Source organism: Mycobacterium sp. NGS33 (assembly GCF_059812885.1).
Window position 1 is genome coordinate 44510 of the sequence record NZ_JCALDN010000018.1, and the last position, 13751, is coordinate 58260.

At 68.2% G+C, this 13751-nt stretch carries 14 protein-coding genes and 2 pseudogenes; 11 read left to right on the plus strand and 5 right to left on the minus strand.

Features of this window, described 5'->3' with window-relative positions; all coding sequences use genetic code 11:
- Nucleotides 1-29 precede the first annotated feature (29 nt).
- Entirely contained in the window at nt 30-287 is a 258-nt protein-coding gene (locus tag AC5Y5B_RS21260) for a DUF7218 family protein (protein ID WP_500006323.1), read from the plus strand.
- Here the strand turns inward: AC5Y5B_RS21260 and AC5Y5B_RS21265 are convergent.
- A complete protein-coding gene (locus AC5Y5B_RS21265; protein WP_112634148.1) occupies nt 284-859 on the minus strand; it encodes a nucleotidyltransferase in 576 nt (191 codons plus the stop codon). The two genes, AC5Y5B_RS21260 and AC5Y5B_RS21265, sit on opposite strands and share 4 nt — an antisense overlap.
- 91 nt (nt 860-950) lie before the next feature.
- On the opposite strand from AC5Y5B_RS21265, the gene AC5Y5B_RS21270 reads away from it, so the two are divergent.
- The 4 genes and pseudogenes from AC5Y5B_RS21270 (at nt 951) to AC5Y5B_RS21285 (ending at nt 4154) form a co-directional block, all read left to right on the plus strand.
- On the plus strand, nt 951-1619 hold the full coding sequence (locus tag AC5Y5B_RS21270; protein ID WP_165821836.1) for a glycosyltransferase family 2 protein: 669 nt from the start codon (nt 951-953) through the stop codon (nt 1617-1619).
- Nucleotides 1616-2569 carry an acyl-CoA dehydrogenase family protein gene (locus AC5Y5B_RS21275; RefSeq protein ID WP_112634150.1) on the plus strand — a complete coding sequence of 318 codons (954 nt, stop codon included), beginning with the start codon at nt 1616-1618 and terminating at the stop codon, nt 2567-2569. Before AC5Y5B_RS21270 ends, AC5Y5B_RS21275 begins: the two co-directional genes overlap by 4 nt.
- A pseudogene (locus AC5Y5B_RS21280) lies at nt 2566-3338 on the plus strand (PIG-L deacetylase family protein). Before AC5Y5B_RS21275 ends, AC5Y5B_RS21280 begins: the two are co-directional and overlap by 4 nt.
- A gap of 51 nt (nt 3339-3389) precedes the next feature.
- On the plus strand, nt 3390-4154 hold the full coding sequence (locus AC5Y5B_RS21285) for an endonuclease/exonuclease/phosphatase family protein (protein WP_112634151.1): 765 nt from the start codon (nt 3390-3392) through the stop codon (nt 4152-4154).
- A gap of 7 nt (nt 4155-4161) precedes the next feature.
- Here AC5Y5B_RS21285 and AC5Y5B_RS21290 read toward each other — a convergent pair whose 3' ends face one another.
- Nucleotides 4162-4464 carry a DUF3349 domain-containing protein gene (locus tag AC5Y5B_RS21290; RefSeq protein ID WP_112634152.1) on the minus strand — a complete coding sequence of 101 codons (303 nt, stop codon included), beginning with the start codon at nt 4462-4464 and terminating at the stop codon, nt 4162-4164.
- Between the two features lie 163 nt (nt 4465-4627).
- Nucleotides 4628-4864, minus strand: coding sequence for a microaggregate-binding protein 1 (gene mbp1 / locus AC5Y5B_RS21295; RefSeq protein ID WP_112634153.1), 237 nt, complete (start codon nt 4862-4864; stop codon nt 4628-4630).
- Between the two features lie 238 nt (nt 4865-5102).
- Between mbp1 and AC5Y5B_RS21300 the strand changes: the two are divergent.
- The 4 genes and pseudogenes from AC5Y5B_RS21300 to AC5Y5B_RS21315 all read left to right on the plus strand — a co-directional run bounded on the left by AC5Y5B_RS21300 (nt 5103) and on the right by AC5Y5B_RS21315 (nt 10109).
- Nucleotides 5103-5925, plus strand: a pseudogene (locus tag AC5Y5B_RS21300) (SDR family oxidoreductase).
- Nucleotides 5926-6154: 229 nt separating this feature from the next.
- Nucleotides 6155-6553 carry a heme-binding protein gene (locus AC5Y5B_RS21305; RefSeq protein ID WP_112634155.1) on the plus strand — a complete coding sequence of 133 codons (399 nt, stop codon included), beginning with the start codon at nt 6155-6157 and terminating at the stop codon, nt 6551-6553.
- Nucleotides 6554-6684: 131 nt separating this feature from the next.
- Nucleotides 6685-7737, plus strand: coding sequence for a DNA topoisomerase IB (locus tag AC5Y5B_RS21310; protein WP_500006324.1), 1053 nt, complete (start codon nt 6685-6687; stop codon nt 7735-7737).
- Between the two features lie 578 nt (nt 7738-8315).
- Nucleotides 8316-10109, plus strand: a complete 1794-nt coding sequence (locus AC5Y5B_RS21315; RefSeq protein WP_112634156.1) for a thiamine pyrophosphate-requiring protein — start codon at nt 8316-8318, stop codon at nt 10107-10109.
- 19 nt (nt 10110-10128) lie between these two features.
- Here AC5Y5B_RS21315 and AC5Y5B_RS21320 read toward each other — a convergent pair whose 3' ends face one another.
- On the minus strand, nt 10129-10797 hold the full coding sequence (locus AC5Y5B_RS21320; RefSeq protein ID WP_112634157.1) for a UdgX family uracil-DNA binding protein: 669 nt from the start codon (nt 10795-10797) through the stop codon (nt 10129-10131).
- 75 nt (nt 10798-10872) lie between these two features.
- A complete protein-coding gene (locus AC5Y5B_RS21325) occupies nt 10873-11433 on the minus strand; it encodes a hemerythrin domain-containing protein (protein ID WP_112634158.1) in 561 nt (186 codons plus the stop codon).
- Nucleotides 11434-11577: 144 nt separating this feature from the next.
- On the opposite strand from AC5Y5B_RS21325, the gene AC5Y5B_RS21330 reads away from it, so the two are divergent.
- Entirely contained in the window at nt 11578-12651 is a 1074-nt protein-coding gene (locus AC5Y5B_RS21330; RefSeq protein ID WP_500006325.1) for a hypothetical protein, read from the plus strand.
- Nucleotides 12652-12721: 70 nt separating this feature from the next.
- A complete protein-coding gene (locus AC5Y5B_RS21335; protein WP_500006326.1) occupies nt 12722-13741 on the plus strand; it encodes a sensor domain-containing protein in 1020 nt (339 codons plus the stop codon).
- Nucleotides 13742-13751: the final 10 nt, after the last annotated feature.

Genomic DNA, 13751 nt, shown 5'->3' on the forward strand with positions numbered 1-13751 from the left:
AATGTCTCACCGTGGACAGGAGGATTACCATGCCACGTTCGTCGATCAAGAACGAAAAGATGTACCAGGACTTGCGCAAGAAGGGCGACTCCAAGGAAAAGGCCGCGCGCATCTCGAACGCCGCCGCGGGACAGGGCAAGTCGAAGGTCGCCCGCGAGGGCGGGCGGTCAGGCTCATACCAGGACTGGACGGTTCCAGAACTCAAGAAGCGCGCCAAAGAGCTTGGCATGTCCGGCTATTCGAGCCTGAGCAAAGACAAACTGGTCGCCAAACTGCGTAATCACTAGCCGGTCAGGCCGAGTCGGTCTGACAGCACCAAGAACGCCGCCGCATAATCGTTGTCGGCGGTCTGCGCCCGGATGGCTTCCCAGTCCAGGCGTTCGCGCACCGCACGCACCGCCGGCAGTAATTTGGCGAAGTCGCAGTGGTGTTCGTGCAGGGCACGCAGCTGCTGCACCAGCACCATGGTGGGGGGCAGCACCGGCATGCGAATTGCCAGCACGTCCAGCTCCGCGGCGTGGTCCAGGGTGTCCGCGTCGACGGGGACCCCGTTGATGCGGTGCAGGATATCCACCAGCACGCCGGCGGTGCGGGCCTTGAACAACCAATCCTCCGGCGGGCGTTCGATGACGAACCCGGCGTCGGCCAACGCGGCCACGGCGGCGTCGACGTCGGTCTCGCTGACCACCAGGTCCACGTCGTGGCTGGGTTCCGGTGCGCCGTAAGCCCATAGCGCGTAACTACCGGCCAAGGCGAAGCGCGGACCCTTCTCCTTGAGCGCCGACGCCGCGCCCCGCAGCGCTTCTCGCAAGGGCGTGGTGCAGGCGGATCCCTCGGTGTGGGCGTCGGTCGCGGCCATGGTGTTTACGTCATACCCGGCGAGCGCGCGGGGCAACCTGACGTGGTGCTAAAGCCGTTTAACTTGCGGCCAATTGGGAAATCTTGGGGTTATGTCAACCGCCGTGCCATGCGCATATGACGCTGCAGCCGTCGTGATCCCCGTCCGCAACGAGCGAGCGAAGCTGCCTGCGTGTCTGCGTGCGGTGCTGACGTCCGCCCTGTGTGCGCCGATCCCGGTGCGGATCGTGGTGGTCCTCGACGATTGCGACGACGGCAGCGACGAGCTGGCCGGCAAGTACGGGCCCGACGTGCATTTCATCAAGGTCGACGCGCACAACGCTGGCACGGCCCGGGCCGTCGGGTTCGGTTACGCGCGCTCATTACTGCGCGACGACGCCAAATGCTGGTTTGCCACCACCGACGCCGATAGCCGGGTGGACCCGCGCTGGTTGGTTCATCAGCTGGAATCCGGCGCGGACATGGTCGTGGGCGTCGTCCGGTACTACGAGGCCAGCCCGGGCCGCCCGGAAAGCCATCACGAACTCGTCGACGGCGACATGGGCTTCGACGCGCGGGCATATTGGCACGTCGGCGGCTTTCGCACCCTGCCGACCGGCGCAAAAATCGACCTGGTCGAGCGGTTCGAGGCCGCGGGCCACCGCATACATCGACACACCGAACTGTCTGTGATCACACCGGCGCGGACCCAGGCTCGGGCCCTTGACGGCTTCGCCCGCCTCAGGCAGTTGGGGAGATCGGCGGCGGGTGATTGCGTGTGACGGCGGGTCTGGTTGAGCACTGGCTGGAGTCCGGGCGACTCGAGCTACCTCTGCCCGCCTCCGGCCGCACGGCCGAACGCTGGCAACGGCTGGCGCGACTGGCCGAGGAGAACATAGTGGCCGCCAGGATCGCCGAGGCCCATGTCGACGCGGTGGCGATACTGCACGAGCTGGGCGGCAAGCCGCCCGAACCGGGTCAACTATGGGGCGTGTGGGCGGCTGAAGCCCCAGACGCCGTACTGACGGCGACCGACGTCGACGGCGCCTTCACCCTGAGCGGCACCAAGGTGTGGTGCGCGGGGGCGGGGTTCTGCACCCACGCGCTGGTGACCGCGCGACTGGTAGACGGGACCCGCGGGCTGTTCGCGGTCGCCGCTACCGACCCGACCGTCAAGGCGTTGCCCAGCACGTGGTGGAACGCCGGAATGGCGGGCAGTGACACCAGGCCGGTTCAGTTCACCAACGCTCAAGCCGTCGCCGTGGGCGACCCGGGGGCCTATCTGAACCGGCCCGGGTTCTGGCACGGCGCCATCGGTGTCGCCGCCTGCTGGCTGGGTGGCGCGCGCAGGGTCGCCGATCCGCTGTACCGCTGCGCCGCAAGCCAATCCGCCGACGCGTATTCGCTGGCACACCTGGGTGCGGTCGACGCCGCGCTGGCCGCCGGTGACGCGATCCTGGCCGCGGCGGCGAGTCAGATCGATGACGATCCGTTCGACCGGGCCGGCACCGCGCAGCTGTTGGCCCGCCGCGTGCGCACGGTGGTGGAGCATGCGGTCGACGAGGCCATCACCCGCACCGGGCGTGCGCTGGGCCCGGGCCCTCTGTGCCAGGACGGCCGGCACGCGCAACGGGTCGCCGATCTGAGCATCTACATCCGGCAAAGCCACGCCGAGCGAGACCTTGCGGAGCTCGGACGGCTGGCGGGCCGGCAGGCGACGAGGGACCCATGACAACCCTGCCGGCGGGCAACTGCGCCAGATTCGCGGTCAAGCCGGTGACGCACAGCGGCACCCCAGCGCCGTTGTGGCTGGCCGAGTTTCAGGAGCGGTCCCTGCCGGCGCTGGATCTCACGGAGTGCACGGAACTGGTCGTCGTGGCCCCTCACCCCGACGACGAAACCCTCGGCCTGGGCGCCATGATCACCCAGCTCGCCGCGGCGGGGTGGGAGTCCGAGTGGTCTGCGCCAGCGATGGGGGTGCCGCACGTCCCGGCGCGTCGGCCTCGGAGCGGCTTCGGATGGAAACCATCCTTCGGTACGAATCGCGTAGGGCGACAAATCTTTTGAACGTCCCTCCCCCGGTGTTGATGGGCTTGCCCGACTGCGAGCTGCCGGAACACGAGGACAACCTCACCGAAACACTGACCGAGGTCCTCGAAGCCGCCGGCCCCGCGACCTGGTGTGCGGCGACGTGGCGGGGTGACGGCCATCCCGATCACGAGGCGGTGGGGCGTGCGGCCTCGGCCGCATGCGAGCGCACTGGAGCCACGCTGCTGGAATATCCGATCTGGATGTGGCACTGGGCAATTCCGGCCGACGCGGCGGTGCCCTGGGACCGGGCCCACTCGGTGCGCACGCCCGGGTGGGCGATGGAGCGCAAACGTCGCGCCGCGCAATGCTATCGTAGCCAATTCGATTCCAGTACAGCTGAGTCAGGGCCCATACTGCCGGGCTTCGTGCTTTCGCGACTGCTCACGGTGGGCGAGGTCGTTTTTCGGTGACCGTGTCGCCCCGGTGACTGCATCACCGCGAAAGTGGGTAGGTGAAAACCTATGCGCGTGGCGACCTTCAACATTCTGCACGGCCGCACCGTCGGCGATGGCGTGGTGGTCGACCGGCTGCGTGACTGCGTGCGCCGTCTCGATCCCGACGTGCTGAGCCTGCAGGAGGTCGACTGCGATCAGCCGCGCTCCGAGCGCGCCGATCTGACCGCCGCGGCGGCCGATGCCATGGGAGCGGTCGAACACCGGTTCGTGGCGGCCATTTCCGGCACACCTGGGGCGACCTGGATGGCCGCCACCGGCCGCGAACAGCCGGGCACCGCGGCCTACGGGATTGCGTTGCTGTCCCGGTACCCGGTGACCAGTTGGCAGGTGTTGCGCTTACCGCGGATTCCCATGCGCTTTCCCATGTACCTTCCCGGCCCCAACCGGGTGATGGTCGTCGACGAAGAGCCGCGGGCGGCGGTCATCGCGCAGTTGCGCACCCCGATGGGCGGGCTGACGGTGGCCAACACGCACCTGTCGTTCGTTCCGGGATGGAATCGGCGCCAGCTGAGCCGGCTGATGCGAGACCTGCGCGGCTTCCCGGGCCCGCGGCTGTTGACCGGCGACCTGAACATGACCCCCAAGGCGGTGCGCCGCTGGTCCGGCATGCGGGCGCTGGCCGCGGCGCAGACGTTTCCCGCGGACACGCCCAACCGTCAGCTCGACCACATCCTGACCGACGATCCCCGGCTGCGCGGGGGCGCCGTCGAGGCGGATCTGATGACCATTTCCGACCACCGGCCGCTGGTGGTGGACCTGCACCGGGACTGAATCCCGTTCAGTCTCCTTGCCTGCCAGCCGATCTCATCCCGACCAGCACGCGTTCGACGTCGGTCGTGCTGGGCATCGCGTCGGTAACCCCGATGATGGCCACTCCGACATCGGCGTGGTCGACATCGGCGTGGTCGATCGCGCGGCGATTGGACCTGAGCAGCCTGCGGGCGATGGCGGTGATTTCTTCGTCGGTCACGCGGCGCGGCAACAACGCCAACAGCGGTGCGTAACCGAGGTCGGGTGCGCCCCGGGGGCGGCCCGCACGCAAAAACGCGATCATGCCGACTACCCGCTGTCCCAGGCTCATCTACCACCCCTTCGTCCGCACGCCACCCGCCAACGCGACTCAAGCCGGGGAATAGCCCGGCGGGGCGGGTTGAAACCATCGATGGGCGATCGACGTCGCCGGCATACCCTACGGGCGAAAGGGGCCCGGCCCGATGGTCGGGCCGGGCCCCCTTGCGGGTGGACTATTGGTTCTTCTTCTGGCGCTCTTCGGCAGCGTCCGCGCCGGCCCGCGCCGACTCGGCTTCGGCTTCCTTCTTGCCAGCGTCGCGCTGGGCGTCAGCCTTGTCCTGCTGGGCCTGGCCCTCTTCGGTCAGGTCGTCGCGGCCGAGTATCGTCCCGCCGACCTCCTTGGCCTTGCCCTTCACGCCTTCGACAGCGCCCTTGACCGCTTCCTGCGGTCCGCTGTTCTGGTCTCCCATGCGTCGACCTCCTTCTCGTGGTTGTGGACGTTCGCTCGAATGGCATCTAGGGCGTTCCCGCCGCGCGGGGCGTCAAACGCCCCCACCCCGTTGGCCCTGGACAGGCGCGACGGTGTGTGCGCGTGATCACTCATCGGGGTGTTCGGGCCCGAGCGTCACGTCCCCTCTGCTAGCCAACCGGTTTGAAACGGGTAGACCTGGGTACCTCTCGACGACGAACGCCCGGGGGTGAGGTGTAGTGACGACGACCATCGCCGTGATCGGGGCGACCGGCACAGCGGGTTCGCGGGTTGTCGCCCGGTTGAGGGCGCGCGGCGTCGCAGTGGTCGAGATTTCGCGGCAGCACAACATCGATCTGTTCAACGGAGCCGATCTGTCGCGGGCGCTCCAGGGCGTCGACGTCGCCATCGACGTGTCGAACCCCGTCCCGCCCGACGGGCGGTCCGACATCGGCCAGACCCTCACCTACCGCTTCCCACAACATCGTGGGCGCGTGCGTGACGCAGGACGTGCACCGTCTGGTGGTGTCGACGATCGCCGGAATCGAAGACCCGGTGTTCGACGGTTTCCCGTACTACCAGGCCAAACGCCAGGCGAAGGACATCTTGCTCGACGGCCCGGTGCCGACCACCATCGTCAAGTCGACCCACTGGTACGAATTCGCCACCAACCACGACGCGGTCAGCTGCGACGACAACGAGGTGGTCGTCGAGGACTGGCTGATTCAACCCATCGCGGCCGACACCGTCGCCGACGTGTTGGTCGAGGCGGCCCTGGGTCAGACACACACGCCGCGCACGATCACCGGGCCGGACCCCATCCGGTTACCGGAGCTGACGTCCAAACTGCTGATCCAGCAAGGTGATCCCCGACAGGTCCGCGCGGTGGAACCTGCGGTCGCCGCGCTGGGCGCCGGGGCGCTGCTGGCTGGTGACCGTGCGGTGGTCGTCGGCCCCGACGTCGACACCTGGTTACACACCCTGGCACCGCCCTGCACCGACGGACATCACCGCACAGACGGCGACGGCTCCAGCAATGGCATCGGCCCGAGCTTCAGATAACGATTGCGTCACGATCCCGATTACGATTTCGTAAGAACCGGCCCCGTTTCTTAAAAACCCCCGGCTCGCTTCATCGTTCGCACAGCAAAACGACCCCTGAAGCGGCCCCGACGGCCCCGGCGCTCGTCGGCGGCGAACGCCCGCACTGTTCGCTTCCGCTACTTTGGATTTCGAGGATCGGGAGCCTCTCTGCAGAAAAATCATTTCGTTTTCGAAGGACATCACAATCATGAAAATCAGCAGCATTGTCGCGCGCCGGAAAGTGGCGGGAATCAGTGTCGGCTGTCTGCTCGGGGGAATGGCCATGGGCATCGTCGGCGCACCGTCGGCGGCGGCAGCACCCGACTGCAGTCCGGGCGGTGTGAACAACACCGTGTCCGCGGTGCAAGGCTCGGCCGAGCAGTATCTGGCCGCGCACCCGGGCGCCAACCAGGTGGTGACGGCCGCCTACGGGCAGCCGCGGCCGGAGGCTGAGGCAAGCCTGCGCGGCTACTTCACCGGCCACCCGCAGGAATACAACGACCTGCGCGGCATCCTGGCACCGATCGGCGACACCGAACGGCAGTGCAATGTCACGGCCCTGCCGCCGTACCTCGAGTCGGCTTACCAGGAGTTCATGGCCGGCTGATCGGATTCCGAGACGACCCGTCACAACGCCGTGGCGGGTCGTTTCCGTTCCGCGCGCGTTTGCCTACCGTGTGAACAACTCCTCGGACGGGTAATTGTGCAGTCAGCTACCAGAACTCCGAGGAGACGACAATGCGGTTGCGCCGTAGCGTGCTGAGCCACCCGGGAATCGCGCGCAAGCGTCGCGGCAGAGGCTTCGCCTATTACCAACCGGATGGCACGCCGCTGTCGGACCCGGAAACCTTGCAGCGCATCAAGGATCTGGTCATTCCGCCGGCTTGGAAAAAGGTATGGATTTCGCCGCACGCCAATGGCCACATTCAGGCCGTCGGCGTCGATGCGGCCGGTCGCCGGCAGTACCTGTATCACGCCGCCTGGCAACAGGAGCGGGCCGAGGAAAAGTTCGACCGGGTGCTGGAACTGTCCACACGGCTGCCCGTGTGGCGCGCCCAGATCGCCAAAGATCTGGCCCGACAGGGCTTGACCCGCAGGCGGGTCTTGGCGCTCGCGCTGCGGCTGCTGGATCGCGGCTACTTCCGCGCCGGCGGCGAACAGTACGCCGAGGAGCACGAGTCCTACGGCCTGTCTACCCTGCTGTGTGAGCATGTGGTGGTGCGGCGCAACGCCGTCGAGTTCGATTTCCCGGCCAAGAGCGGGGTGCGGCGCACCGTGGAAATCGAGGATCCCGAAGTGGTCCGCGCGGTGCGCGCCCTGATGCGCCGCCCCAACCGCACCGAGCGACTGTTGGTGTGCCGCAATGCATCCGGGTGGCTCGATGTGCGCGCCGACGACCTGAACGCCCGGTTCAAGGAGCTGGTGGGCGAGGAGTACACCGTCAAAGATCTGCGGACGTGGCACGGGACGGTGCTCGCGGCGGCGGCGTTCGCCGATGCGGACCCGGCGGTCTCGCAGCGGGTCGCCAAGCGCGTCGAATCCGCGGTGATGAAAGAAGTCGCCGAGGAACTGGGCAACACCCCGGCGGTGGCGCGCGGTTCCTACGTCGACCCCCGCGTCGTCACCGGTTACGAGCAGGGACTGACCATCGCCGCGGCGGTGCGCCGTGCCGAGCGCGCCCGCAAGCCGGATGTGGCGCAGGAAATCCTGGACAAGGCGACCCGGATGCTGATCCGGCGGGTCGCCAAGGGCAACAGCGCGTCGGGATCGTCGCTGGCCAAGAGCGCCTGAGCAAAGAGCGCGGGCTCGGCCGGCCGGCGATGGGGCCTACTTCTCACCACACCGTTGTGTGCCGGCCAGGTGGCGGGTTATGAGCCGCAATCGCCCGACCCTGTCCCCGCTGTGCCGCAGCTAAGCGGGGGTGACGGCCGCCGACGCGATCGTGGTGCTGACCGAAAAAGGCCGCCCCGGCCGCCGTCATCGATGCCGCAAATTCGCTCGATACGGCCACCGTGCGTGAAGCGGGCCTCGCTTGGCTGGACACGTTGTGCCACAAGGCTTTCGACGCGGCGCCCCCGCGTCTCCTGCGCATCGCGGGGCGCCGTTGCACAATCGCCAGCTGAAAACTGGCTGAGAGTCGGCCCGCCGTTGCGGTTTCGGCGAATAACGGCGGCCAATCCGGGTAATACCGCCCGGGTGGGAAGTGCCGAAGCCGCCCATGCGGTGGCAGCCTGCATACGTCACGCCCGTCAGCGGGAGCCGCGCTCGGTTAGCGCGCGCATCGCCGGCGGCGCCATGCAGGTGGTTCAAACAATAGCCACACACGCCCATCCGCCAGCACTGTAGAACCGTCTGTCGAGGAGGGAAACATGTCCAAAAAAGAGGTTTCCGATTATTTGCTGGAGCGCTTGCGGGCGTGGGGCGTTGAACATGTATTCGGGTATCCCGGCGACGGCATCAACGGGCTGCTGGCCGCGTGGGGCCGCGCCGACAACAAGCCCAAGTTCATCCAGTCGCGCCACGAGGAGATGAGCGCCTTCGAGGCGGTGGGCTACGCGAAATTCACCGGCCGGGTCGGGATCTGCGCGGCCACGTCGGGCCCCGGCGCGATCCATCTGCTCAACGGCCTCTACGACGCCAAGCTCGACCACGTCCCGGTGGTGGCCATCGTCGGTCAGACCAACCGCAGCGCCATGGGCGGCAACTACCAGCAGGAGGTCGACCTGCTGAACCTCTTCAAAGACGTCGCCAGTGACTACGTCCAAATGGTCACCGTCCCCGAGCAATTGCCCAACGTGCTGGATCGCGCCATCCGCATAGCGATGACCCAGCGGGCGCCGACGGCGTTGATCATCCCCAGCGATGTGCAGGAACTGCCGTACTCCCCGCCCGAGCACGCGTTCAAGATGGTGCCCTCCAGCCTCGGCATCGAGTACCCGGACATCGCCCCCGACGACACCGCGATCGCGCGGGCGGCCGACGTGCTCAACGCCGGCAAGAAGGTCGCCATCCTGGTGGGTACCGGCGCGCGCGGGGCTCACGAAGAGCTGGCCGAGGTCGCCGACCTGCTTGGCGCGGGAGCGGCCAAGGCTCTGTTGGGCAAGGACGTCCTGTCGGACGAATTGCCCTGGGTCACCGGCTCGATCGGGCTGCTCGGGACGCGGCCGAGCTACGAGATGATGCGCGACTGCGACACGCTGCTGACGGTCGGGTCCAGCTTCCCCTACACGCAGTTCCTGCCCGAATTCGGTCAAGCGCGCGCGGTGCAGATCGACGTCGACGGCCGGATGATCGGCATGCGCTACCCGTACGAGGTCAACCTGGTCGCCGACGCCAAGACCGCGCTGCGGGCGCTGATCCCGCACCTGCGCCGCAAGGAGGACCGGTCGTGGCGCGAGGGCATCGAGAAGACGGTGGCCCGCTGGTGGGAGACCATGGACAAGGAGGCGATGGTCAGCGCGAACCCCATCAACCCGCTGCGGTTGTTCTCCGAGCTGTCCCCCCAACTGCCCGAAAACGCTATCGTCGCAGCCGATTCCGGCTCGTCCGCCAACTGGTACGCGCGCAACCTGCGCTTCCGCGGCGACATGCGGGGCTCGCTGTCGGGCACGCTGGCCACCATGGGCCCCGGGGTTCCGTACGGCATCGGCGCCAAGTTCGGCCACCCGGACCGCCCCGTCATCGTGTTCGCCGGTGACGGCGCCATGCAGATGAACGGCATGGCCGAACTGATCACGATCAAGCGGTACTGGAACGAATGGAAGGATCCCCGCCTGATCATCGCGATCCTCCACAACAACGACCTCAACCAGGTGACCTGGGAAATGCGCGCCATGGCCGGCGCGCCGAAATTCGCGGAGTCCCAGAACCTTCCGGACATCGATTTCGCCGCATTCGCCGCGAGCCTGGGGCTGAACGCGATGGCGATCAAGGATCCGGAAGAACTGTCGGACGCCTGGCGCAACGCGCTGTCCGCGGACCGTCCCACCGTGCTGGACGTTCACACCGACCCGGACATGCCGCCGATCCCGCCGCACGCGACATGGGAGCAGTTCAAGTCGGCGACCACGGCGGTGCTCTCCGGTGACGAGGACCGGGTCGGCTTCGTCAAGGTGGGCCTGAAGACCAAGGCCCAGGAGTTCTTGCCGCACAAGAAGAGTTGACGGGCAGCGGGGTCGGGCCTCACCTGCGCTTGGTGACGCCCGACCCCGCGGTGCGCAGATCGTCGACGAACGCCTTGTAGATTTCGTCATGCCGGTCACTGCGGTCGCGCAACACCGACGAGGGATGAACCGTGGCGACCACGGTCGGCTCGGGCTCGATGTGCACGTCGACCGATGAGGGCAGGCGCAACTGCTGGCCGCGCTGCGTGGACACCCGAAAACTGTTCCCCAGCAACGACTGTGCGGCCGTGGCGCCCAGGCACACGATGACCTGCGGGCGCACCGCTTCGATTTCGGCGATCAGCCAGGGCCGGCAGGCGACGACCTCGGTGCGGCCCGGCTTCTGGTGGATGCGTCGCTTGCCGCCCTTGCGGGTGAACTTGAAATGCTTGACCGCGTTGGTCTCATAGACCAGCGCAGGCTCGATGCCGGCGTCCTCGAGAGCACGGGCCAGCAGGCGCCCGGCCGGGCCGACGAACGGCTCACCGGCGCGGTCCTCCTGATCGCCGGGCTGCTCGCCCACCAGCATGATCGGCGCACCGGGGTGTCCATTGCCGAACACGGTCTGGGTGGCGTCTTCGAAAAGCGAACAGCCATGGCATGTTTCGGCCGCCGTCCGCAGCGAATCTAGGCCCCGCTCCTCCGGGAGGTAGCGGTCGGCACCGGGGGCTTTCGACGTTGCGGCCATGATCTTTTCTCACCAGGGGCGTGGGTACCCCCGCTCCCCCACCGAGCGGGGGTACCACGCCGGGGGCGGCTCTCCTCAGCCCTTGCCGCTGATGGCGTCGCGGGCGCGGTCGAGCATCGCGGCGAACGGCCCCGCGGCCAGGTTGGCCGCCTGGGATTCCACGCCGGCGTGCGGGCGGGTGGGGGCAATCGCCTCGGCGAGCTTGGCGGCGCGGCCCATCCGTTCCAGCTCGTCGCCGCTCAATTCCTCGCCGAGCTTGGAGAATTCGTCGTGCTCCTCATGCTCGGCGTGCTCGATGACCGCGTCGCGCAGCTTCGTCAATTCGCGGGTGAACTCCTCGCTGTCGACGTCGAGCTTTTCCAGCTTCTGCAGAACGGTCTTGGCCTCGTGCTCTTCGTGCAGCCGTTCGTCGACGACGGTGGCGCCGCCCGAGATCTTGCGCTTGGCGCGCGGGTGAACGATCTCTTCCTCGGCGGTTTCGTGCACGGCGAGCAGTCGCCGCAGCTCGACAAAGGCCTTCTCGCGGGCCTTTCCGGACGCCGCCAGGGTTTCGGCGAACATCGCCTTGATCTGCTGATGCTGACTGACGAGAAAGTCGACCACGTCGGTGGGCGACTGGATGGCGTTCGGTGCCACAGTGTCCCTCCCATCTTCGGTTGGGCGCGCGGGCTGTGCGCGCTCCTGGATCCGGCTACCCGACCAATCAGACCGCCAAACGGGGTGTGGCGCCCCGCGTGTGGGGTATGTCCTGGACAAACAGCGGAAAGGAGCGGGTGGTCGATGGGCGCCGAAACGGGTTCCCCCACGGGCCAGCGCATCCGGGCGTTGGTGCGCTGCGCAGTCGTCGGCGCGGTGGCTGCGGCGTCGCTGACCACAGCCTGTTCGCGGCCCGGGGCGTCGCTGGAGGGCGCACCCGCCGTCGAGGTGTGGCGGGTGGCCGCGCCATTGCACGAACCGGTGTGGTCGTACGCCGCGGGCGCCCTGGTCGCGCTGACCGACGATCACCGGGTGGCCGAGGCCACCGCGGGCGAACACGGCGGCGATGCCACGACGCGCTTCTCCGCACCGATGGCCTCAGGACGCAACCTGCAGATCAGCCAGAAGGACGAACGGCTGGTCTTCGTGCCGCAACCCGACCGCGACAGGGTCGCCGCCGTCGATGTGGAAACCCTGCGCCAGGTCGATGATTTCGACGCCGGGCCGGCGCCGGCTTACCTGGCGGAAGACGCGGGATTGCGCATGCTGCTGGCATTGTCGGCCGATGGGATGGCGGTGACCCCGGTGGATCAGTACGGCTACCGCAAGCTGCCCACGGCGACCACCGATACCAGCGCCGACACCATCGACGGCACCAACCGGGGCCGCGAACTCGACTACCACCTGTACGGATCGTCGGGCATCCGGCACTTCAAGGGCACCTCGTCACCGCCGGCGCAACGCGGCTCGCTGACCATCGACGTCGCGGTCTCGGCGGGTGACGGCACCGCGGTGACCCGAAGCTATGTCGCCGGGCACGACGATGACACCCTGCGCGCCGTCGACTCGCGCCGGGGTGGAAAGGGAATGGAGGTGCTGGCCACCACCCGGCTGCCGGCGCCGATCCGCGAACTCGGCACCGACGACACGAGGATCTACGCCGCCACCGACCACGAACTGGTGACCCTCGAAACCGCAAGCTTCACCGGCTTTCCGGACGGGCGCATTCCCGTGCTGCGCACCATCGGCTACCGGTCGGGCCTGCCCGCGGCCGCGCAAACGGCCCACCTTTCGGGCATGGCCGTCGGGCCGCACCGGGTCTACCTGACCTTCGCCGGGGTGCCCTACGTGGTCGGCATCGCCAAACCGCGCCTGTGACGTCCTGGTTTAGCCCTGCGCCCTCGTCGGCTACATTTCGGGCAGGTTCTCCCCACGAAGGAGGCGCTGCGTGACCAACCCGCAGGACCCGTATTGGCAGAACCCGCTGAGCTACGACCCGCTGGGCCGCGTCCCGCCCCCCGACGTGGAGCCGCTTCCCGCGCAGCCACCGCCGCACACACCGCCATACACGCCGCCGCCCGCACCCCCGCCCTACCGGCCGCCCGTCAACACGTTGGCGACGCTGTCGCTGGTGTTCGCGTTCCTGTTCGCCCCCGCGGGGGCAATCCTGGGCCACCTCGGGCTGGCGCAGATCCGCCGCACCGGTGAACTCGGGCGCGACCGTGCGCTGGTGGGTGTGACCCTGTCGTACATCTTCATCTCGTTGGCGGTCGTCGCCCTGGCCGGGTGGGCCACGCTGGCCGGTTCCACCTCGCCGCACCGGACATCCCCCGCCTCCAGCACGGCCGCCGGGCCGCCACCGCCCACGGTCCCGCCGGAGACCATCGCCACCCTGCTGCCCGGGCTGGACGCGCTGCGCAACATCACCGGCGATGCGAACCTCGACGTCGGCCCGACCTGGAACAGCCCCGGCCGCTCCCCGGATGACGGCAGCATCGACCGCCCGGAGTGCTGGGAAAGCATCGCCGCCGGCAGCCCCGACGCCTACGCCCCCGGGACGCTGGCCGGATACCACGCCGGAGAATTCACCGACACCCGTAGCATGCTGAAGTCCATGCAGGTCATCCAGGGCGTCGCGGCGTTCCGCGATCCGGGTGCGGCCCAGGCTCAGCTGGCCACGCTGCTGTCGGGATGGCACAAATGCGGCGAATCGACCGTCACCGTGTCCGCTCCCGGTGGGCAGCCGATCCCGATGTCGGTGAGCGCCCCCGTCGACGCCGGCAACGGGATCACCACGCTGGACCTGACCCCCAAGGGCATCCAGGTGCGCTCGGCGCGGGCGATCGCGGCCAAGGCGAACGTCGTCATCGACCTGAACGTATCCGCCAGCGGGACCACGGACAGCGCGTCGCCCCGCGCGGCCGCCGTCAGCATCGCGAACTACATCCTCGGCAAGATCCCCGGCTGAGTACGCTGAC

Coding starts and splice junctions, on each gene's coding strand:
- AC5Y5B_RS21260 (WP_500006323.1), top strand. CDS start 30: ATGCCACGTTCGTCGATCAAGAACGAAAAGATGTACCAGGACTTGCGC.
- AC5Y5B_RS21265 (WP_112634148.1), bottom strand. CDS start 859: ATGGCCGCGACCGACGCCCACACCGAGGGATCCGCCTGCACCACGCCC.
- AC5Y5B_RS21270 (WP_165821836.1), top strand. CDS start 951: ATGTCAACCGCCGTGCCATGCGCATATGACGCTGCAGCCGTCGTGATC.
- AC5Y5B_RS21285 (WP_112634151.1), top strand. CDS start 3,390: ATGCGCGTGGCGACCTTCAACATTCTGCACGGCCGCACCGTCGGCGAT.
- AC5Y5B_RS21290 (WP_112634152.1), bottom strand. CDS start 4,464: ATGAGCCTGGGACAGCGGGTAGTCGGCATGATCGCGTTTTTGCGTGCG.
- mbp1 (WP_112634153.1), bottom strand. CDS start 4,864: ATGGGAGACCAGAACAGCGGACCGCAGGAAGCGGTCAAGGGCGCTGTC.
- AC5Y5B_RS21305 (WP_112634155.1), top strand. CDS start 6,155: ATGAAAATCAGCAGCATTGTCGCGCGCCGGAAAGTGGCGGGAATCAGT.
- AC5Y5B_RS21310 (WP_500006324.1), top strand. CDS start 6,685: ATGCGGTTGCGCCGTAGCGTGCTGAGCCACCCGGGAATCGCGCGCAAG.
- AC5Y5B_RS21315 (WP_112634156.1), top strand. CDS start 8,316: ATGTCCAAAAAAGAGGTTTCCGATTATTTGCTGGAGCGCTTGCGGGCG.
- AC5Y5B_RS21320 (WP_112634157.1), bottom strand. CDS start 10,797: ATGGCCGCAACGTCGAAAGCCCCCGGTGCCGACCGCTACCTCCCGGAG.
- AC5Y5B_RS21330 (WP_500006325.1), top strand. CDS start 11,578: ATGGGCGCCGAAACGGGTTCCCCCACGGGCCAGCGCATCCGGGCGTTG.